This window comes from Nonomuraea sp. NPDC003707 (assembly GCF_053587055.1).
On sequence record NZ_JBSFNK010000006.1, the window covers coordinates 328870 to 349065 of the forward strand.

The 20196-nt window shown below is 70.4% G+C and carries 15 protein-coding genes; 9 read left to right on the plus strand and 6 right to left on the minus strand.

Features of this window, described 5'->3' with window-relative positions; all coding sequences use genetic code 11:
- The first annotated feature begins 1 nt into the window (after position 1).
- From ACWDRB_RS18415 to ACWDRB_RS18435, 5 genes are read left to right on the plus strand one after another with little or no spacing between them, the layout of a single operon-like run.
- Positions 2-1828, plus strand: a complete 1827-nt coding sequence (locus ACWDRB_RS18415; protein ID WP_449895245.1) for an ABC transporter substrate-binding protein — start codon at positions 2-4, stop codon at positions 1826-1828.
- Entirely contained in the window at positions 1828-2850 is a 1023-nt protein-coding gene (locus tag ACWDRB_RS18420) for an ABC transporter ATP-binding protein (RefSeq protein WP_449895247.1), read from the plus strand. Before ACWDRB_RS18415 ends, ACWDRB_RS18420 begins: the two co-directional genes overlap by 1 nt.
- Positions 2850-3815 carry an ABC transporter ATP-binding protein gene (locus tag ACWDRB_RS18425; RefSeq protein WP_449895250.1) on the plus strand — a complete coding sequence of 322 codons (966 nt, stop codon included), beginning with the start codon at positions 2850-2852 and terminating at the stop codon, positions 3813-3815. Before ACWDRB_RS18420 ends, ACWDRB_RS18425 begins: the two co-directional genes overlap by 1 nt.
- Positions 3812-4765, plus strand: a complete 954-nt coding sequence (locus ACWDRB_RS18430; protein WP_449895252.1) for an ABC transporter permease — start codon at positions 3812-3814, stop codon at positions 4763-4765. The genes ACWDRB_RS18425 and ACWDRB_RS18430 overlap by 4 nt, the downstream gene beginning before the upstream one ends.
- On the plus strand, positions 4765-5727 hold the full coding sequence (locus ACWDRB_RS18435) for an ABC transporter permease (RefSeq protein ID WP_192791045.1): 963 nt from the start codon (positions 4765-4767) through the stop codon (positions 5725-5727). Before ACWDRB_RS18430 ends, ACWDRB_RS18435 begins: the two co-directional genes overlap by 1 nt.
- A 257-nt stretch (positions 5728-5984) precedes the next feature.
- On the opposite strand, the gene rny is transcribed toward ACWDRB_RS18435, so the two are convergent.
- The 4 genes from rny to ACWDRB_RS18455 all read right to left on the minus strand — a co-directional run bounded on the left by rny (position 5985) and on the right by ACWDRB_RS18455 (position 12494).
- Complete coding sequence (gene rny, locus ACWDRB_RS18440) at positions 5985-7601, minus strand: ribonuclease Y (RefSeq protein WP_449895255.1); 1617 nt, start codon at positions 7599-7601, stop codon at positions 5985-5987.
- A 591-nt stretch (positions 7602-8192) separates the two neighbouring features.
- Complete coding sequence (gene recX / locus ACWDRB_RS18445) at positions 8193-10157, minus strand: recombination regulator RecX (RefSeq protein ID WP_449895257.1); 1965 nt, start codon at positions 10155-10157, stop codon at positions 8193-8195.
- Between the two features lie 33 nt (positions 10158-10190).
- Entirely contained in the window at positions 10191-11288 is a 1098-nt protein-coding gene (gene recA, locus ACWDRB_RS18450; RefSeq protein ID WP_185071856.1) for a recombinase RecA, read from the minus strand.
- A 465-nt stretch (positions 11289-11753) separates the two neighbouring features.
- Positions 11754-12494 (minus strand): SDR family oxidoreductase, encoded by a 741-nt coding sequence (locus ACWDRB_RS18455; protein ID WP_449895260.1) that lies wholly within the window; start codon positions 12492-12494, stop codon positions 11754-11756.
- Positions 12495-12592: 98 nt separating this feature from the next.
- Here ACWDRB_RS18455 and ACWDRB_RS18460 point away from each other — a divergent pair, with 98 nt between their 5' ends.
- The 3 genes from ACWDRB_RS18460 (at position 12593) to ACWDRB_RS18470 (ending at position 14378) form a co-directional block, all read left to right on the plus strand.
- A complete protein-coding gene (locus ACWDRB_RS18460) occupies positions 12593-13144 on the plus strand; it encodes a TetR/AcrR family transcriptional regulator (protein ID WP_449895262.1) in 552 nt (183 codons plus the stop codon).
- Positions 13145-13587: 443 nt separating this feature from the next.
- Positions 13588-14031, plus strand: coding sequence for a hypothetical protein (locus ACWDRB_RS18465; protein WP_449895264.1), 444 nt, complete (start codon positions 13588-13590; stop codon positions 14029-14031).
- A gap of 74 nt (positions 14032-14105) precedes the next feature.
- Positions 14106-14378, plus strand: coding sequence for a hypothetical protein (locus ACWDRB_RS18470; protein ID WP_350724795.1), 273 nt, complete (start codon positions 14106-14108; stop codon positions 14376-14378).
- A gap of 11 nt (positions 14379-14389) precedes the next feature.
- Here ACWDRB_RS18470 and ACWDRB_RS18475 read toward each other — a convergent pair whose 3' ends face one another.
- Positions 14390-14584 carry a DUF3046 domain-containing protein gene (locus ACWDRB_RS18475; protein WP_449895267.1) on the minus strand — a complete coding sequence of 65 codons (195 nt, stop codon included), beginning with the start codon at positions 14582-14584 and terminating at the stop codon, positions 14390-14392.
- Positions 14585-14831: 247 nt separating this feature from the next.
- A complete protein-coding gene (locus ACWDRB_RS18480) occupies positions 14832-15218 on the minus strand; it encodes a VOC family protein (RefSeq protein WP_350724791.1) in 387 nt (128 codons plus the stop codon).
- Positions 15219-15407: 189 nt separating this feature from the next.
- Between ACWDRB_RS18480 and ACWDRB_RS18485 the strand changes: the two genes are divergently transcribed.
- Positions 15408-20129 carry an ATP-dependent helicase gene (locus ACWDRB_RS18485; protein WP_449895607.1) on the plus strand — a complete coding sequence of 1574 codons (4722 nt, stop codon included), beginning with the start codon at positions 15408-15410 and terminating at the stop codon, positions 20127-20129.
- Positions 20130-20196 lie beyond the last annotated feature (67 nt).

Consider the following 20196-nt stretch of genomic DNA (forward strand, 5'->3'; position numbering starts at 1 on the left):
GATGGCCAGCATGCGCCATTTCAGCATTGCCGTGGCGGTCTTCGCAACTTTGTTCGCCACCGCCTGCCAGACAGACACCGGAGCCAGGAATTCCGCCCCGCCCACCTCCTCCGCCCCCGGCCAGCCGGTTTCCGGGGGCACGCTCAGGCTCGTGGGCGGCGGGGACGTCGATCACCTCGACCCCACCAGCTCGTACTACACGGTCACCAACGGGATCCTGCGCACGTACACCCGCGGGCTCTTCGCGCTCAACGGGGTGGCGAAGGGGTCCGACACCACCAAGGGCTTCGCGCTCGTTCCCGACGTCGCCTCCGAGCTGCCCACGACGGGCAACGGCGGCCTGAGCGGCGACGGGCTCACGTACACGATCAAGCTCCGTGACGGCGTGCAGTGGGACACGCAGCCGCCGCGCGACGTGACGGCGGGCGACTTCGTGCGCGGCTTCAAGCGCATCTGCAACCCGGTGGCGGGCTCCGGCGCGCCCGGCTACTACACGAGCACGATCAAGGGCATGAAGGCGTACTGCGACGCGTACGCCAAGGCGTTCACCAAGGCCAAGCCCACCGCCGCGGCGCTGGCCGACTTCCAGAACTCCCACGAGATCGCGGGTGTCCAGGCCAAGGACGACAAGACGCTGGTGTTCACGCTGACCCAGCCCGCCAGCGACTTCCTCAACATCCTGTCGCTGAACTTCTCCGTGGCCGCGCCCAAGGAGTACGACCAGTACGTGCCGGACGACGCCACGTTCCGCCAGCACACGATCTCTGACGGCCCGTACCGGATCACCCAGTACGTGGCCACCAAGTCGATCAGGCTGGAGCGGAACCCGGCCTGGAAGCAGGATTCGGACCCGATCAGGCACCAGTACGTGAACGCCATCGAGGTCAAGATGGGCGTCAACGAGCCGGACGCCGTGCAGCAGCAGCTCGAGGCCGGCAGCGCCGACCTGTCATGGGACCTGCCGGTGCCGACTGCGCAGATCCCGCGGCTCAAGAGCTCCGGCGACCCCAACTTCACGATCTTCCCGGGCGCGGTGAGCAACCCGTACATCGTCTTCAACCTGCAGAGCAAGAACGCCGGCGGCGCCATGGGCAAGCTCAAGGTCCGCCAGGCCATCGAGTACGCGGTCAGCAAGGTCGCCATCGCCAAGGTCTACGGCGGCGCGGACGTGGCCACGCCGCTGCACACCGCGATCCCGCCGGGCAACATCGGATACCAGGAGTACAACCCGTACCCGAGCCCGGGTGACGCGGGCGACCCGGCCAAGTGCAAGCAACTGCTCACCGAGGCCGGCTACCCGAACGGGCTGACCCTCATCGGCGCCTTCCGCAACGCGGGCAACCACCCGGCCAACTTCCAGTCGTACTCGGCGGACCTGCAGAAGTGCGGGATCACGGTGAAGGGGCTGCCGGTCCGGCAGGGCGACTACTACGGCGCCTTCCTGCAGAACACGTCCATCGCCAAGGCCAGCAAGTGGGACATCTCGGCGCCCGGCTGGGTCCCCGACTGGTACGGCAACAACGGCCGCGCGGTCGTCCAGCCGCTGTTCGAGACCAACTGCAACCCCGGCACCAGCAACTACGGCTGCTACAGCAACCCCAAGGTGGACTCGCTGATCAAGCAGGCGCTGGCCGAGCAGGACCAGACGAAGTCGGCCGCGCTGTGGCACCAGGTCGACACGACGGTGATGGGCGACGCGGTGATCGTGCCGCTCAACAACCAGAACACGCCGATCTACAAGAGCAAGCGCGTGCAGAACGCCCTGTACCTGCCGGCGTTCCAGCTCTACGACTTCACCAACCTCTGGCTCGACCCCAACAACCCGTGATGAGCCTGCTCGAGGTGACGGACCTCCGCGTGGCCTTCCCCACGTCCGACGGCGTGGTGCAGGCCGTGCGGGGGCTGTCGTTCCGCATCGAACGCGGCCGCACGCTGGCGATCGTCGGCGAGTCCGGCAGCGGCAAGACGGTGAGCACCCAGGCCATCCTGGGGCTCACCCCCGGGGCCGACATCTCGGGCAGCGCCGTGTTCGACGGCGTCGACCTGCTCGAGCTCGACGGCGAGCGGCTGCGCCACATCCGCGGCGCCGAGATCAGCGTGATCTTCCAGGACCCGCTGACCAGCCTGCACCCGCTCTACAAGGTCGGCTGGCAGATCGAGGAGCTGATCAGGGTGCACCGGCCGGACACCTCGCGCGCCGAGGCCAGGAGGCGGGCGGTCGAGCTGCTCGGCCTGGTCGGCATCCCCCGGCCGGATCGCCGGGTGGACGACTACCCCCACCAGTTCTCCGGCGGCATGCGGCAGCGGGCGATGATCGCGATGTCGCTCGCGCTCAACCCGAAGCTGATCGTGGCCGACGAGCCGACCACGGCGCTCGACGCGACCGTGCAGGCGCAGATCCTGGAGCTCATCACGCGGGTGCAGGCGGAGTTCGGGATCGCGCTCATCCTCATCACGCACGACCTCGGCGTGGTGGCGGGCATGGCCGACGAGGTGCTGGTCATGTACGCCGGGCTCGCCGTGGAGCGGGCCGACCGGCGCACGCTCTACTACCGGCCGCACCACCCGTACACCAAGGGCCTGCTGGAGTCGATCCCGGGCAGCAGCGGGGACCGGGGCGGGCGGCTGAGGCCCATCCCCGGCTCGCCGCCGAGCCTGATCGCGCTGCCGTCCGGGTGCGCGTTCCACCCGCGCTGCCCGTACGCGATGCCGGTCTGCTCGGCCGAGCGGCCGCCCCTGGCCACGGTCACAGGTGAGGGCAGTCACGCCTCAGCCTGTTGGCTGCCGCACGAGGCGGTCGGGCTGGGCGCGGCGGCGGACGCGCTGCGGCTCAAGGCGAAGGAGTCGTGATGCTGCTCGAAGTCTCGAACCTGGTCAAGCACTACCCCATCACCACGGGCGCGCTGGTCAAGCACGTGATCGGGCAGGTCAAGGCGGTCGACGGGGTCAGCTTCGCGCTCGCCCCCGGCGAGACGCTGGGCCTGGTCGGCGAGACCGGCTGCGGCAAGTCCACGCTCGCGCGGTGCATCGCGGGGCTGCATCCGGTCACCTCCGGCAGCGTGCGGTTCGACGGCGCGGACATCACGAACCTGCCCAGGAAGCGCATGCGGCCCTACCGCCGCGACATCCAGGTCATCTTCCAGGACCCGTACGGCTCGCTGAACCCGCGCCGGAGGGTCGGATCGATCATCGCCGACCCGCTCGTCATCCACCGGGTCATGAGCGGCGAGCAGCTCCGCCGGACCGTGCAGGAGCTGATGGAGCGCGTCGGGCTCAATCCGGAGCACTACAACCGGTTCCCGGCGGAGTTCTCCGGCGGGCAGCGGCAGCGGATCGGGGTGGCCAGGGCGCTCGCGCTGCGGCCCCGGCTGATCATCTGCGACGAGCCGGTGTCGGCGCTCGACGTGTCCATCCAGGCGCAGATCCTCAACCTGCTGAAGGACCTGCAGGCCGAGTTCGGGCTGACATACCTGTTCATCGCCCACGACCTGTCCGTGGTGCGGCACATCAGCGACCGGATCGCGGTCATGTACCTGGGCAAGGTGGTCGAGGTGGGGGACGCGGAGCCGGTGTACGACCGACCGCGGCACCCGTACACGAACGCGCTGCTGTCGGCCACGGCGGTGGCCGACCCGGACGAGGCGGAGCGGCGGCAGCGGATCGTGCTGACCGGGGACGTGCCCTCGCCGATCGATCCGCCGTCCGGGTGCCGGTTCCATCCGCGCTGCCCGCGGGCCCAGGAGGTCTGCTCGTCCGTGGAGCCCCAGCTTGAAGGGTCGGCGGCCTGCCACTTCCCCATTGAGGTGGTCGTATGACACTGACCGAGATCAGACCCGGCGCCGTCACCTCCCAGGGGATAGCCGGGCGCGGGCCCTGGCAGCTCGCCTGGCGCCGGATCAGGACCGACCGGATCGCCATGGTGTCCGGCCTCGTCGTCATCCTCCTGTGCGCGCTGGCGCTGGCCGCGCCGCTCATCGCCGCCTGGAACGGCCACGGCCCCGACGACCAGTTCCGCGACACCGGCATCACGGCCCAGGGGCTGCCCGTGCCGCCGAACGGGGAGTTCTGGTTCGGCACCGACCGGCTCGGGCGCGACCTGTTCATCAGGGTCCTGTACGGGGCCCGGGTCTCGCTGCTCGTCGGCGTGGTCGCCACCGGCCTGGCGGCGTTGGTCGGGGTGGTCATCGGGCTGCTGGCCGGATATTACGGCGGCGTCGTGGACACCGTGCTGTCGCGGCTCATGGACGTGGTGCTGTCGTTCCCGTACCTGATCTTCGCGATCGCGGTGGTGTCCATCGCCGGGCCCTCGCTGTCCGCCACGATCGGGGTGATCGCCTTCTACTCGTGGGCGGCCATCGCCCGCGTGGTGCGCGGGCAGACGTTGTCGGTGAAGGAGCGCGAGTACGTCGACGCGGCCCGGTCCATGGGGGCGGGCGACTTCCGGATCATGTTCGTGGACATCCTGCCGAACCTGCTCGCTCCCGTCATCGTGCTGACCACGCTGCTGGTGCCGGCGGCCATCGTGTTCGAGTCGACGCTGTCGTACCTGGGGCTGGGGATCGTCCCGCCCACCCCGTCGTGGGGGAACCTGCTGAGCGAGGCGCAGGGGTTCTACCGGGTGGCGTACTGGTACCTGGGGTTCCCGGCCGCCACGCTGCTGGTCACCACGCTCGCGTTCAACCTGGTGGGCGACGGGATCAGGGACGCGCTCGATCCGCGGATGGAGCGTCTGTTCAGCCGCCGCCGTACTCGTAAGGGGGCGTGATGCTGCGCGCGTTCCTGCTGCGCCGGGCCCTGCTCGGCCTGCTCGTGCTCTGGCTGGTCACCCTCGGGACGTTCCTGCTGTTCTTCGTCGCGCCGAGCGATCCCGCCAGGACGCTGGCCGGGCGGCAGGCCACGCCCGAGCAGGTGGAGCTGATCCGCCACAACCTCGGCCTCGACCGGCCCACCCTCGTCCAGTACCTGGACTACCTGGGCAGGCTGCTCCACGGCGACCTCGGCCAGTCGTACTTCTCCGGCGAATCGGTCGGCAAGCTGCTGGCCGCCGACTTCCCGCCGACGTTCTCGCTGGTGCTGGGGGGCGCGGTGCTGTGGTTCACGCTCGGCGTCGGCGCGGGGGTGCTCAGCGCCACCCGGGCCCGGTCGCTGGTGGATCGCGGCCTGACGCTGCTGGCGCTGGCCGGGGTCTCCATGCCGACCTTCGTGGTGGGCCTGCTGCTGCTGTACTTCCTGTTCTTCCAGCTCACCATGGCGGGGGTGCCCATCCTGCCGCCCGACTCGTACGTGCCGTTCTCGCAGAACCCCGCCGAATGGGCCCGCCACCTGATCCTGCCGTGGATCACGCTGGCCACGGTCCAGGCGGCGTCCTACGCCCGGCTCACCCGCGGCTCCATGCTGGACGTGCTCGGCGAGGACTACATCCGCACGGCCCGGGCCAAGGGGGTTCCCGAGCGGCGCGTGATCTACCGGCACGGCCTGCGGGCAGCGCTCACGCCGGTGGTGACGCAGCTCGGGGTGGACGTGGGCACGCTGATCGGCGGGGTGGTGGTGACGGAGTCGGTCTTCGGCCTGGGCGGCGTGGGGCAGGCGGTGGTGCAGGCGTTCGTCAGCGGGGACCTGCCCGTGATCATGGGCGTGGTCACGCTGGCGACGACCGCGGTGGTGGTGGCGAACTTGCTGGTGGATGTGGCGTACGGGCTCCTCGACCCCCGCATCCGCCTTGCCTGACGCTCGTCCGGGGGTGGACTCCGGCGGGCGTGCTCCGGCGCCTCAGCCTCCCTCAGGCACCGCCACGCCCGCCGGCCCTCCACGTCCATTGGCCCTTTTGCGCCCGCTGGCCCTCCGCACCCGCTGGCCCTCCCCGAACGCCGCCCCTCCACGCCCACTGACCCGCCACGCCCACTGGCCCTCCACAAACGCCTGCCAACCACCACACCCATCGCGGTGTTCCCCCACACCGCGGTGTTCCAGACCGGCGCCGAGACCTACCTCGCGAACTCGGTGGCCCGGGACTCCCTCACCACGGTGATGCGGATCTGCCCCGGATACGTCAGCTCCTCCTCCACCTGCTTGGCCACATCACGGGCGATCACCTGGGCCTGGATGTCATCGATCGCATCCGGCTTGACCATGACCCGGATCTCCCGCCCGGCCTGCATGGCGAAGACCTTCTCCACGCCCTCGTACGACTGCGCGATCTCCTCCAGCCGCTCCAGCCGCTTGACGTACGCCTCCAGGGACTCGCGGCGGGCGCCGGGACGGCTGCCGCTGATCGCGTCGGCGGCCTGCGTGAGAACCGCTTCGACGGTGCGCACCTCGACCTCGTTGTGGTGCGCCTCGATGGCGTGCACCACGTCCTCCTCCTCGCCGTACCTGCGGGCGATCTCCGCCCCGATCAGCGCGTGGCTGCCCTCGACCTCGTGCGTGAGCGCCTTGCCGATGTCGTGGAGGAGCGCGCAGCGCTTCATCAGCGCCTGGTTCATCCTCAGCTCGGCGGCCATGATCCCAGCGATGTGCGCGGACTCGATCAGGTGCTTGAGCACGTTCTGCCCGTACGACGTCCGATACCTGAGCTGCCCGAGCAGCAGCGTCAGCTCGGGATGCATGTCGGTGATCCCCAGCTCGACCAGGGCGTCCTCGCCGGCCCGCGCGCACAGGTCCTGCACCTCCTGGCGGCTGCGATCGTGCGCCTCCTCGATGCGCTGGGGGTGGATGCGCCCGTCCAGCACGAGCTTCTCCAGCGTCAGCCGGGCCGTCTCCCGGCGTACGGGATCGAAACACGACAGCAGCACGGCCTCAGGGGTGTCGTCGATGATGAGATTCACGCCGGTCGTGGACTCGAAGGCCCGGATGTTCCGCCCTTCGCGCCCGATGATCCGGCCCTTCATCTCGTCTCCGGGCAGATGCAGCACGCTGACGACCGACTCCGCCGTCTGCTCCGCCGCCACCCGCTGCACGGCCAGCGTCACGATCTTGGTGGCCCGCTTCTCGCCCTCCTTGCGGGCATCGCCCTCGATCTCCCGGACGATCAGCGCGGCCTCGCGCTTGGCCTGGTTCTCGATCTCCTTGACCAGCTCGGCCTTGGCCTGGTCGCCGGTCAGCCCGGAGACCCGTTCGAGGATGGCCCGCCGTTCCCCCTCGACCTGGAGCAGTTCCTCGCGCCGGTCGGCCAGCTCGACCTCGGTCTCGCCCAGCTTCCTGTCGCGCTCGGACTGCCGCCTGGCCTCCTCGTCCAGCCGCTGCTCCCGCTCGGCCAGCCTGGACTCCCGGCGCTCCAGGTCGGCGCGCAGCTCCTTGAGCTCGGACTTGAGTATCCGGCTCTCCTCCTCGACCTCCCGCCGCATCTGCGCGGCGCTCTCGGCCGCGGCCTCCGACCTGCGCAGAATCTCCTGGGCGTCGGTCTCGGCCTTGTGCCGGATCTCCTGCGCCTCCTCGCGCGCCTGCTCAAGCTCCTCGTGTACGACTTGCTGCTGCTCGGGACTGGTTTTGGAAGCGCGTGGCAGACTGCTCGAGGTGCGCCTTATGACGACGAGAAGCGCGACGATCATCCCGAACGCGAGCACGAGCACCGCCACCATCAGCACTACGACAAGCGGCCCCATGTGCGCCCCGCCCTCCTCGCGTCGTCAACACCTCATAACGCGGCCACAAACGGGAGGGGTCACAAGCGCGCCACGAATAGCCCGGTCGGCGTCTGGATCGATATACAGCCAAGGCTGACCGGGCGTCGACTCGCAAAGCCGACACCTCGCCCGCCTAGATCAACCAGCCTCGTTCGTCCGTCGTTCACCGGTATGGCAATCCGCGCTGCGCGGAGTAACTCCTCACTGCCGTCGAGGTTATGCGTCGAACAGGTCACGAGCAAGCAAACGCGTCATCAAGCGTGTCTTACGGGCCTGCATCTCTACCGACACCTACAGGCAAGACAGGGGACGCCCATGGGCAAGGAAGCATGTGCGAGTGCAAGAGCACCCGCACCCGCATATGCACCCGCAATCACTGCCGCACTGGCAGATGCAGATGCAAGAGCACATGCAGACCGAGCAATCCACCAAAAGCCGCCACCCGAAGATCCCCAGACGGACCAGCCCCAGAACGAGACAAGCCCCACACCAGGACAAGCCACAGAACACGGGACCCACGGAAGCCCGGGGAGAGCCATGGAGCCGCGGCGCGCCGTGGAGCAGGAGATGTTACGGGAAGTCCTCATCCATCTCGATCCCCTCCTGCTCAAGCGCCTCGCGGATGACGCGGAAAGCCAGCCCTGAGGCATACCCCTTGCGTGCCAGCATGCCCGCCAGCCGCCGCGTGCGGGTCTGCGGGTCGAGCGACCGAGTGGACGCGAGCTTGCGCTCCACCAGCCGCCGCGCCGTCTCCGCCTCCTGGTCGGGATCCAGCCGCTCGACTGCCTCCTTGACCGTGTCGGTGTCCACACCGCGATGACGTAGCTCAGCGGCCAAGGCACGCTTGGCCAGCCCTCGTCCGTGGTGCCGCGAGTCGACCCAAGCCGCAGCGAACGCCTCGTCGTTGATCAGCCCCAGTTCGGAGAAGCGACTGAGAACCGCTTCGGCGGCTTCGTCGGGCACGTCACGTTTCCGGAGCGCCTCGGCAAGCTGGGCCCGCGTCTTGGGCGCCATGGTGAGCAACCGAAGACAAATAGCCCGCGCCACCGACTCCGGATCAGCGTCCTGTCCGCCCCCGCCGAAGCCCTCACCACTCAGCCCAGACCCGCGAGACCTTCCACCTCTCCGCCCGGATCCGGCAGAGCTCCCATCACCCTGCCCGCCCTCACCATCACGCTCGGCCCCAGCGAAGCCCTTGCCACGCCGCCTGGATCTGCCAGAACGCCCATCACCGCGCCCCGTCCCGGCAAAGCCCCCGCCACTGCGCCCAGCTCCGCCAAGACGCTCGTCATCAGGCCAGGCCCCAGCAAACCCGTCACCGCCTCGCGCGCTTCCAGCGAAGCCGCCGTCTTGTCCGGCGCGGTCCTCGCTGTCACGCCTCAATCCGGCGGCGTCAGCGCCATCGCGTGCCGCTCCGGCGGGGCTCCCGTCATCCCACCTGGCCCCGGCGAAACCGCCGCCGTCGTCTGGCGCTCCGGCGAAGTGGTGGCCATGCTGCGCAGCTTCGGTGGTGGAGGGCTCACTGTCTTGTCGGCTTTCGGCAGGGCCTTCGGCGTCCGGCTCCTCGGATGGCCAGCTGCGCCCTCGGGCATTTCGCCCGGCCCGTCCGTTGGAGCGGGCGGATCGCCGCCCTCTGCTCGATCGCTTCCTCCCGGTCTCGCCGTCGTCCGACGGTTCGGCCGCGAACCAGCTGCTCCCCGCGAGCACCTCGGAGTGCCACCCACCGTCCCCCCGGTTGGCAGGCGCGGCAGGCGCGGCAGGCTCGGCAGGCGCGGCCTCCTCGGTGGCACGCCATCCCTTGGTGATGGCCCATCCGCCGTCCGGGTCTCCCCGGTCGGCGCCGGCAGGACTCGGGTCAGCGTCAGCGGAGCCACCGTCGCCAGGGCGTCCGGCAGCCTCAGCGTCTGGGCTGGCCTGGGTATCGGTGCGCATATCGTGCTGATCGTCTGCGACGGCCTGGCCCTCGGCAGCGATCCGGGATGCGTGCTGATCATCCGCGCCGGCTTGGGTGTCGGCGGTTGTACGAGATTCGTACTGGTCGGCTGATCGGGCTTGGGCCCCGGGGATGAAGCGGGGTCCGTCCTGATCGTCGGTGTCGTCCCCGAAGAAGGGGTGTCTGCCGGTGCGTTCCCGGTAGAGGTGGCCTGTGGCCTCCCGGATGCCGGTGGTCACGTGATCGTCGGTGTGGACGCCGTCCTGTCCGCCCATGGCGGCACGGACATCATCCGGCTCGCCCGTGGCGGCATGCACAACGCCCTGTCCGTCAGTAGCCGTGTGCTTGTCGTGCTGTTCGCTTGTGACCGTGGGCTCGTCGGGCTGTTCGTCTGTGGCGGAGGGGTTGTTGGGGTGTCCTTCCTGGTCTGCCGCGGCCTCGCTCTCGGCCGAGACGCGTTGGCGGGTGCGATGCTCGCGCCACTCGTCGACCGATGGCCAGCCGTCCGCGGCCGAGCGGGCCAGGTCGCGGCCCCGGGAGGGGGAAGGGACGGGCCGGGCGCCCCCGGATTGGGGCGCCGGTGGCCGGTTCGGGTTACTCATGGGAGGGGGCACGATCGCTCATGGGGTGGACGATCAGACGTCACCCGGCTTCGGGGTGGACTTCGAGCCACGGCCGGAAGGAGCGGCGGCCGGGGCAGGGGCAGGAGCCGCGGCGGCTTCGGCCGGGGCGTCGAGGCGAGGGCCCACGCCCAGCTTGTCCTTGATCTTCTTCTCGATCTCGTTGGCCATGTCGGGGTGGTTCTTCAGGAAGTTGCGGGCGTTCTCCTTGCCCTGGCCGAGCTGGTCGCCCTCGTACGTGTACCAGGCGCCGGACTTGCGGACGAAGCCGTGCTCCACACCCATGTCGATGAGGCCGCCCTCGCGGGAGATGCCCACGCCGTAGAGGATGTCGAAGTCGGCCACGCGGAAGGGCGGGGCCATCTTGTTCTTCACGACCTTGATCCTGGTGCGGTTGCCGACCGCCTCCGTGCCGTCCTTGAGGGTCTCGATGCGGCGGATGTCCATCCGGACCGAGGCGTAGAACTTGAGCGCCTTACCACCGGTCGTGGTCTCGGGGCTGCCGAACATGACGCCGATCTTCTCGCGGAGCTGGTTGATGAAGATGGCGGTGGTGCCCGTGCTGTTGAGCGCGCCGGCCACCTTGCGCAGGGCCTGGGACATGAGGCGGGCCTGGAGGCCGACGTGGCTGTCGCCCATCTCGCCCTCGATCTCGGCCTTGGGCACCAGCGCGGCCACCGAGTCGATGACGATGATGTCGACGGCGCCGGACCTGATCAGCATGTCGGCGATCTCCAGCGCCTGCTCACCGGTGTCGGGCTGGGAGACCAGCAGGGCGTCGGTGTCGACCCCCAGCTTCTTGGCGTATTCGGGGTCGAGGGCGTGCTCGGCGTCGATGAACGCCGCGATGCCGCCGGCACGCTGGGCGTTGGCCACCGCGTGCAGGGCGATCGTGGTCTTACCGGAGGACTCGGGGCCGTAGATCTCGACGATGCGGCCGCGCGGCAGGCCGCCGATGCCGAGAGCCACGTCAAGGGAGATCGACCCGGTGGGGATCACCTCGATGGGAGCTCGGGCGTCATCGCCCAGGCGCATGACGGAGCCCTTGCCGAACTGTCGCTCGATCTGAGCGAGCGCGGTCTCGAGGGCCTTCTCGCGGTCGTTGATTGCCATGGGAACTCCCCCTGGAGGGTCGTGGTCCGATCAGTCGAGTGAAAGCTACGGCCTGCCACCGACATTTTTCATGCGACTGCCGGGGAAGACGTGGCTCGGGCGAAATCCATCGTAGCCGAACGGCTGTTCGATCACAGCAAGAACACGCAGGTCGCCGTCAATCACCCCGCCCTGGTGTCCTGTGTCACTGAAGACTGATCATTGTCACCGAAGGTCGATGAACACTGGTTTCGTGCCGTCGAAGGTTGATCTCGGGGGCCGAGGAGTGCGCAAGCCTGCGGCGGAGCTGTTCGTCATCGCGGCCCGGCGGTGTGGGGCCGGCGTGGACGAGGGCGGCTGGAAGATGGGCGCCAACCTTCTCGCGGACATCGCGGGCGCGTGGGAGGCGAGCCTGCGCGGCGTTCGGGTCGACCACGACACCTGGCCGCCCGCTGGAGGACATCGCCCTGATCGCGGGCGGCCGGCTCAGTTCTGGGTCGTCGGGCGGATGACGATCTCGCCGATCTCCACATCACGGGGCTGTTCGATGGCGAAGGCGACAGCGCGGGCGACGGCTTCCGGCGCGATGGCGTACTGGTTCATGTTGCGGCGGATCTCCTCGCGGATCTCGGGGTTGTCGATGGAGCCGACGAGTTCCGTACGCACGTAGCCCGGCGAGACCGCCGTCGTCCGCAACACGCCGTCGGTCGACTCCTGCCGCAGCCCTTCCAGGAGGGTACGCACGGCATTCTTGGTCGCGGCGTAGACCGCCATCGTGGGTGTGATCTTCAGCCCGGCCGTCGACACGGTGGTCACGAGGTGGCCCTGTCCCTGCTCGCGGAACACCGGCAGCGCGGCGGCGATGCCGTGCAGCACGCCGCGTAGGTTGACGTCGATCATCGCCGACCAGCCGGCCACGTCAAGGTCGGCCACGGGGCCGATCTTGCTGATGCCGGCGTTGCCGACCAACACGTCGAGCTGCCCGAACTCCGTCACGGCCAGGCCGACGAGTTGTTCGAGGTCCTCGCGGGCGGTGACGTCCACGGCTCGGGTGACGGCGCGCCCGCCGCGGTCGCGGATCTCACGGGCGATCTTGTCGAGCCGCTCCGTCCGCCGCGCGCCGAGCACGACGGCGGCGCCCCGCTCGGCGAGCAGGCGCGCGGTGGCCTCGCCTATCCCGCTGCTCGCCCCGGTGATGGCCACGACCTTGCCCCTGATGGCTGACATGGGGATTTCCTCCACAGTAAACTGGACACGTGTCCGTTTAAGGGCTCCCACCGTACCGGACACGTGTCCGCTTAGCCAACTCGCCATGAAGAGGACCGATGAACGCCCCCCGCCGCCGAGCCGACGCCACCGAGAACCGCGCACGGATCCTCAAGGCCGCACGAGAGGTCATCGTGAACGCGAACGAGGTGAAGCTCAATGAGATCGCCAAGCGGGCGGGCGTCGGTCAGGGCACCCTCTACCGCCACTTCCCGACGCGGGAGGCCCTGCTCGCCGAGGTCTATCGCAAGGACGTGGACGACCTCGTGGCCGCCGCGCCGAAACTGCTCGCCGAACACGAGCCGCTGCCCGCCCTGGTCGGCTGGCTGGACCGGGTGGCCGAGTACGCGAAGGTCAAGCGCGAGGTGTTCGCAGCTGTCGAGGCGGGGGTGTGGGAGGATCTGTCCGCGCACAGCCTCGGCCCGATCGGCGAGACGCTGACCACGCTCCTCGACGCGGGCAAAGCCGAGGGCGTCGTCCGCCCCGACGTGGACGCCCGCGACATCATCCTGCTGATCGGCTACCTGACCCGTCTGGAACCCGCCGAGTGGGACGCCCGCGCCCATCACCTCCTGCGCGTCATCGTCGACGGCCTGCGCCGTCACTCCTGAGCAGGTTCCACGGGACCAAGCGCCGACCGCCGAAGGTGAGCCGATCGACGATGGCGACGCGAAGGCGTGAGTCAAGAGTGGGTCACGCCAGGTGGGGGCCTGACCGCTCAAACTTCGCTGTCACAACTGAAGGTTCGCTGTCACGGGACACCTGGGGGTGGTGAGGAGCCCGAGCGCCGTCCTGAGCAGCTCCGGAGTGCACTGCTCAGGAGCGAGAAGGGTGAGCAGGCGCATGCCGATGTCCAGCGACTTCAGTATCGCGTCGGCCTGCCTGTACGGGAGCTCCCCCAGCCCGCTGCCGGGAGGCGCAAGGGGGTGGCGGCCGGGGCGCCCCGGCGGGAACAACAGCGCGACGAGCTGGTCACGGACGGCGGGATGGCGGGTCGCCGCCGCCCGGCACGGAGCAGGCGATCCGCCTGCGTCCGCGACTCGCTCTCGAGCCGGTGCCGCATGACCGCCGGCAGCAGGTCCTCCTTGCCGTCGAACGCAGGAACGGCCGGGTCCGGCCGGAGCACAGCGTGCCCATGTGGTACGTGGGCGACCACTTCCTGCTGTCCCACAGCACCGTGAACGGCCTGGACCGGACGGTGTTCCTCGTCGACACCGGGGGCGCCGACATCGGGTTCACCGCTCCCCGCGCCACCTTCGAGGCCGCCGGCATCCCGATCCCCCCGGGCGACGGCTTTCACCCGGTGACCGTGGACGAGGTGACGCTCGGGTCCGTCGCCCGCCGCCGGGTGCCCGGGTTGTCCGGCGCGTTCCTCTCCTGGTTCGAGCACGGTTTCGGCTTCCGCATCGGGGGCCTGCCCACGCACGAGTTCTTCAAGCCGTATGCGCTCACGTTCGACTTCGGACGCATGCTCATCCTCATGAACACACCCCGCTGATGTTGGCCGCCAATGTGTTGTCCGGGCAGTGAGCTGGGGAGACTCACTGCAGGGCCGAAGGTTGGAGGCGGCGAGTGTCGAGGGGCTACACCAGGGAACGGCGCACCCATCTGGAGGCACTCGCCGAGGTGCTCCCCCATCATGGTCTGGTCAGTCGCATGGTCGGCAACGACGATCCGGTGCTGTGGGTCTGGCACCCGCGTACGGGCCGTCAGACGATCATTTTCGCCACCCCGTCACACCACGGATGGACGTTCCTGTGGTCGCCCGGAGGGCAGGGCAGCGTGGACGAGCTGGAGCTCACGGCCGCCGCGTTGCAGCAGGCCCTGGACATGTCACAGCCCTGACGCCGCCGCGGCTAGCGGAGCTTGGGTGAGACGTTCTCCACCTGGCAGACCGCGCGCCAGACGGTCTTGGCGCTCTCCCCGTCGGCCAGCGCCTGTATGACGGTCCGCCCGCCCAACGGCGCGAGCACGTAGTCGCGGGCCCACGACTCGGCGTACGTGTCGCCGAAGTGAGCGTTCATCCGTCTCCAGAACTCGGTCAGGCGCATGGATTCAAGTATGGAATCGCCTGGGGGGTGGGTAGGACATCCCCATGCCAAAGACCCCCAAGTCTTCGCCACCGAAGACAGCCGAGACCAAGGCCCACAGGGCCAGGCGCCGCCGATTACTGCACACGCTGCGCCTCACCGTACAGAAGGAGAAGTCTGAGCGATCAGAAAGGCACGCGGGCGTCAGGCAGGAGCCCCGTGCGGGCAAGCCGCGTACGCGCAGGGCGTCGCGGCGCTAGACCCGCGGTCACAGCACACGCGAGCCGTACATCTCACCGAGATGGTCGGCGAGCAGCTCCAGCCGGGCGCCATCGGGGTCCTTGAAGTAGATGGAGGCGCCGCTCTCTATCTGGTGCGGCACGCCGGCCATCTCCAGTTTCCCGCGCAACCGCTCCCAGGTGGCGGGGTCGACGGAGATCGCGACGTGGTGCAGCCCGCCCAGCACCTCTTGGTACGGCCCGAGGTCGAGGCCGGGGAAGTCGAAGAACGCGAGCAGGTTGCCGTTGCCGATGTCGAAGAAGAAGTGGTTCGAGCCCTTGTAGTCGCGGTTCTCGATGATCTCCGTGAGCGGGAACTCCAGGAGTTCCTGGTAGAACTTGATGGTGCGTTCCACGTCCGACGAGAGCAGGGCCATGTGGTGCAGGCCCCGAGCGCTGCTCGATGGCCGGTGCGCTAAGACGTGGCGCCGTCTCATCTCCGCTCGGCGGGCTTCGATGGCCGCATAGTCAATGGTCACGGTCGCTGTATGTCCGCCAGGGCCCCCGCTCAACCGCTCGCCCGGGAGCCAAATGCGTTTTCTGTCGGTGGCGCGAGGCAATATGTGCTGGTGAGCTCGCTAGACCAGTTCAGCCAGGTGACCAGGCAATGGTTCGCCGGGGCCTTCCAAGCTCCCACGGCCGCCCAGGAGGGGGCGTGGGAATCGATCTCGCGCGGCGACAACACCCTGGTCGTCGCTCCCACCGGGTCGGGCAAGACGCTGGCGGCCTTCCTGTGGTCGCTCGACAGGCTGGCGTTCGAGCAGACCGGTCCCGCCGCCACACCCGAGGCCGGGCCCGCCGTCTCCGTGGCCGCCGCAGTGCGTAAAGGCGCCGCCGCGTCCGAGGGCGCCGACGCGCGCAAAGGCGCGCCGAAGGGGACGCGGGTGCTGTACGTGTCGCCGCTCAAGGCCCTGGCCGTGGACGTCGAGCGCAACCTGCGCGCGCCGCTGGCCGGGCTCAAGCAGACGGCGCGCCGGCTCGGGCTGCCGGTGCCGGAGATCTCGGTGGCGATCCGCTCGGGCGACACCCCCTCGGAAGACCGCAGGCGCTACGCCGCCAAGCCGTCCGACATCCTGATCACGACGCCGGAGTCGCTGTTCCTGCTGCTCACCAGCCAGGCGCGCGAGGCGTTGCGGGGCGTGGAGACGGTGATCGTGGACGAGGTCCACGCGGTCGCGGCCACCAAGCGCGGCGCTCATCTGGCGCTCAGCCTGGAACGGCTCGACGCGCTGCTCGACAGGCCGGCGCAGCGGATCGGGCTGTCGGCGACGGTGCGGCCGGTGAGCGAGGTGGCGGCGTTCCTGGGCGGCACGCGACCGGCCACGGTCGTGCAGCCGCCGTCGGAGAAGCGGATCGAGGTCGAGGTCGTCGTCCCGGTCGAGGACATGACGGAGATGGAGGGCCGACCCCAGCCGGAGGGCGGGGAGGAGTTCGCCCCCGAGCCGGGCAACCGGTCGATCTGGCCCCATGTGGAGGACCGGCTGTTCGACCTGATCGGGGCGCACAGCTCGACGATCGTCTTCGCCAACTCGCGGCGGCTGGCCGAGCGGCTGTGCACCCGCCTCAACGAGCTCGCGTACGAACGGGAGGGCGGCGGGGTCGAGGCCATCGACCTCTCCATCTGGGAGACACCCCCATCATCGCAGAAGCCCCAGCGGATGCCTGCCGACATGATGGCGCAGGCCGGGGCGAGCAAGGGTGTCGTGACCGAGATCGTCCGCGCGCACCACGGCTCGGTCTCCAAGGAGGAGCGGGCGCAGATCGAGGAGGCGCTCAAGTCGGGCCGGCTGCCCGCCGTGGTCGCCACCTCCAGCCTGGAGCTGGGCATCGACATGGGCGCGGTCGACCTGGTCGCGTGCGTGGAGGCGCCGCCGAGCGTGGCCAGCGGGCTGCAGCGCATCGGCCGGGCCGGCCACCAGGTCGGCGCGGTGTCCAAGGGTGTGATCTTCCCGAAGTACCGGGGTGACCTGGTGCAGACGGCCGTGGTGGCCGAGCGGATGAAGAGCGGCCAGATCGAGGAGCTGCGCTATCCGCGTAACCCGCTCGACGTGCTGGCGCAGCAGATCGTGGCGATGACCGCGCTCGACGAGTGGACGGTCGACGAGCTGGAGTCCGTGGTCAAGCGGGCCGCCCCCTATGCCACGCTGCCCAGGACCGCACTGGAGGCCACGCTCGACATGCTGGCCGGGCGCTATCCGAGCGAGGAGTTCGCCGAGCTGCGGCCGCGCATCGTGTGGGACCGGGTCACCGGCACCCTCCAGGGCCGTCCGGGCGCGCAGCGGCTGGCGGTCACCAACGGCGGCACGATCCCCGACCGCGGCCTGTTCGGCGTCTTCCTGGTGGGTGAGAAGGCCTCCCGGGTGGGCGAGCTGGACGAGGAGATGGTCTACGAGTCGCGCGTGGGCGACGTGTTCGTGCTGGGTGCGACGTCCTGGCGGATCGAGGACATCACGACCGACCGGGTGCTCGTCTCGCCCGCGCCGGGCCAGCCGGGCAAGCTGCCGTTCTGGCACGGCGACGCGCCAGGGCGCCCGGCCGAGCTGGGCAAGGCGATCGGGCAGTTCCTGCGTGAGCAGGCCAAGAACGGCTCGACCGAGCGCATGCGGGAGGCGGGGCTCGACGAGTTCGCCTCCGGAAACCTGCTGTCCTACCTCCACGAACAGCGCGAGGCCACCGGCTACGTCCCCGACGACCGCACCCTCCTCGTCGAGCGTTTCCACGACGAGCTCGGCGACTGGCGCGTGGTCATCCACTCCCCCTACGGCGCGCGGGTGCACGCCCCGTGGGCGCTGGCGATCAACCGGCGCCTGCGCGAGCGCTACGGCATCGACGTGCAGGCGGTCCACTCCGACGACGGCATCGTGCTGCGCATCCCCGACACGCTGGCCGAGCCGCCGACCGACGTGGCCGCGTTCGACGCCGAGGAGATCGAGCAGATCGTCACGGAGGAGCTGGGCGGGTCGGCCATGTTCGCCTCCCGGTTCAGGGAGTGCGCGGGACGGGCGCTGCTGCTGCCGCGCCGCACGCCGGGCAAGCGCAGTCCCCTGTGGCAGCAGCGCCAGCGCGCCGCCCACCTGCTGGGCGTGGCCTCGCAGTACGCCTCGTTCCCGATCGTGCTGGAGACCATGCGCGAGTGCCTGCAGGACGTCTTCGACGTGCCGGGGCTCGTCCAGCTCATGCGGGACATCGCCGCGCGCAGGGTGCGGCTGGTGGAGGTGGAGACCTCGCAGGCCTCGCCGTTCGCGGCGTCGCTGCTGTTCCATTACGTGGGCGCGTTCATGTACGAGGGCGACGCGCCCCTGGCCGAGCGGCGCGCCCAGGCGCTGGCACTGGACACCACGCTGCTGGCCGAGCTGCTGGGCCAGGCCGACCTGCGCGAGCTGCTCGACCCCGACGTGATCTCCGACACCGAGCGCGAGCTGGCCAGGCTCGACCGGCCGCTGCGCGACCTGGAGGACCTCGCCGACCTGCTGCGCTCCCACGGGCCGCTGCTCGCGCCCGACGTGAGCGTGCGCGGCGGCGACCCGGCCTGGCTGGCGGAGCTCGAACGCTCGCGTCGCGCGATCCACGTACGCATCGCCGGCGAGGAGCACTGGGCGGCCATCGAGGACGCGGCCCGCATGCGTGACGCGCTGGGCGTGCCGCTGCCGGTCGGGGTGCCCCACGCGTTCCTGGAGCCGGTCGCCGATCCGCTGGCCGACCTGGTGGCGCGGCACGCCCGCACCCGCGGGCCCTTCCATGCGGGCTCGGCCGCGGCCCGGTTCGGGCTGGGCGTGGCGGTGGTGACGGACGCGTTGCGCCGACTGGCCGCGTCCGGGCGGGTCGTGAACGGGGAGTTCCGGCCCGGCGGACGGGGCGAGGAGTGGTGCGACGCCGGGGTGCTGCGGATGCTGCGGCGCAGGTCGCTGGCCCGGCTGCGCAAGGAGGTCGAGCCGGTCGCGCCGGAGACCCTGGCCCGCTTCCTGCCCGCCTGGCACGGCATCACCGGCTCGGGGGCCGCGGGGGCGGCCGGCGGCCGGGGCGCGAGCGAGGCGGCCCGGGCCATGGACGCGCTGGTCCGCTCGATCGAACAGCTCCAAGGGGCCGCCGTGCCCGCGTCCGCGCTGGAGACGCTGGTGCTGCCCGCGCGGGTGCCCGGCTACCATCCGGCGCTGCTCGACGAGCTGACCTCGTCGGGCGAGGTGATGTGGGCAGGGCAGGGCTCGCTGCCCGGCGGCGACGGCTGGGTGTCGCTCTACTACGGCGACACCGCGCCGCTGCTGCTGCCCGAGCCCGCCGAGATCACGATGACCCCTCTGCACGAGCGCGTGCTGGAGTTGCTGGGCGGGGGCGGCGCGCTGTTCTTCCGCGGCATCTCCGACCAGCTCGGGTCCCTGGACGACGCCACCCTGGCGGCGGCGGTGTGGGATCTGGTGTGGGCGGGGCGGATCTCCGGCGACACGCTGGCGCCGCTGCGGGCCACGCTCGGCACCGGCCGTCCCGCGCACCGGCCCGCCACCACGCGGCGGCGCCGGGCCGTGCTGCCGAGCAGGAGCGGGCCGCCCACGGTGGGCGGCCGGTGGTGGCTGCTGCCCGCGCCCGCCGCCGACTCCACCCAGCGGGCGCACGCTCAGGCCGAGGTGCTGCTGGAACGGCACGGCGTGGTGACGCGGGGCGCGGTGACATCGGAACGACTTCCTGGGGGATTTACGCCCGTATATCAGGTCTTGCGGGCGTACGAGGAGAGCGGGCGCTGCCGCCGGGGCTACTTCGTCGAGGGCCTCGGGGGCGCGCAGTTCGCCCTGCCGGGAGCGGTCGACCGGATGCGCGCCATGGCGCCCGGCCTCGCCCCGTCCGGCGGTCCGGGGCCCGACCCTGGGGCCGGTTCGGGGGTCGGTGGCCCGTGGCCCGGCGCAGGGGCCGGTTCGGGGGTCGGTGGTGGGCGGCGGGCCGTGGTACTGGCCTCTGCCGACCCGGCCAGCCCGTACGGGGCCGCGCTCCCCTGGCCGCAGCACCCCGGCGAACTCGGGCACAAGCCTGGCCGGAAGGCCGGTTCGCTGGTCGTGCTCGTGGACGGGCACCTGGTGCTCTACGTCGAACGGGGCGGCAAGACGCTGCTGTCGTTCGCCGACGACGACCGGCTGCAGCCCGCCGTCGACGCCCTCGCGCTGGCCGTGCGGGACGGGGCGCTCGGGAAGCTGACCGTGGAACGGGCCGACGGCACGGCCATCGTCGAGTCGCCGCTGGCGGCGGCCCTGGAGGCGGCCGGTTTCCACCCCACCCCCCGGGGGCTGCGCCTACGCGCCTGAGCCCCTGCGACGCAACGACCGAAGGGCTCGGAGGGGTGGCGGGGTCCCGAGGCACGGAGGCGACAGG

Bases quoted from the DNA above. Each gene is read 5' to 3' on its own strand.
- ACWDRB_RS18415 (WP_449895245.1), top strand. From the start codon at position 2: ATGGCCAGCATGCGCCATTTCAGCATTGCCGTGGCGGTCTTCGCAACT.
- ACWDRB_RS18420 (WP_449895247.1), top strand. From the start codon at position 1,828: ATGAGCCTGCTCGAGGTGACGGACCTCCGCGTGGCCTTCCCCACGTCC.
- ACWDRB_RS18425 (WP_449895250.1), top strand. From the start codon at position 2,850: ATGCTGCTCGAAGTCTCGAACCTGGTCAAGCACTACCCCATCACCACG.
- ACWDRB_RS18430 (WP_449895252.1), top strand. From the start codon at position 3,812: ATGACACTGACCGAGATCAGACCCGGCGCCGTCACCTCCCAGGGGATA.
- ACWDRB_RS18435 (WP_192791045.1), top strand. From the start codon at position 4,765: ATGCTGCGCGCGTTCCTGCTGCGCCGGGCCCTGCTCGGCCTGCTCGTG.
- rny (WP_449895255.1), bottom strand. From the start codon at position 7,601: ATGGGGCCGCTTGTCGTAGTGCTGATGGTGGCGGTGCTCGTGCTCGCG.
- recX (WP_449895257.1), bottom strand. From the start codon at position 10,157: ATGAGTAACCCGAACCGGCCACCGGCGCCCCAATCCGGGGGCGCCCGG.
- recA (WP_185071856.1), bottom strand. From the start codon at position 11,288: ATGGCAATCAACGACCGCGAGAAGGCCCTCGAGACCGCGCTCGCTCAG.
- ACWDRB_RS18455 (WP_449895260.1), bottom strand. From the start codon at position 12,494: ATGTCAGCCATCAGGGGCAAGGTCGTGGCCATCACCGGGGCGAGCAGC.
- ACWDRB_RS18460 (WP_449895262.1), top strand. From the start codon at position 12,593: ATGAACGCCCCCCGCCGCCGAGCCGACGCCACCGAGAACCGCGCACGG.
- ACWDRB_RS18475 (WP_449895267.1), bottom strand. From the start codon at position 14,584: ATGCGCCTGACCGAGTTCTGGAGACGGATGAACGCTCACTTCGGCGAC.
- ACWDRB_RS18480 (WP_350724791.1), bottom strand. From the start codon at position 15,218: ATGGCCCTGCTCTCGTCGGACGTGGAACGCACCATCAAGTTCTACCAG.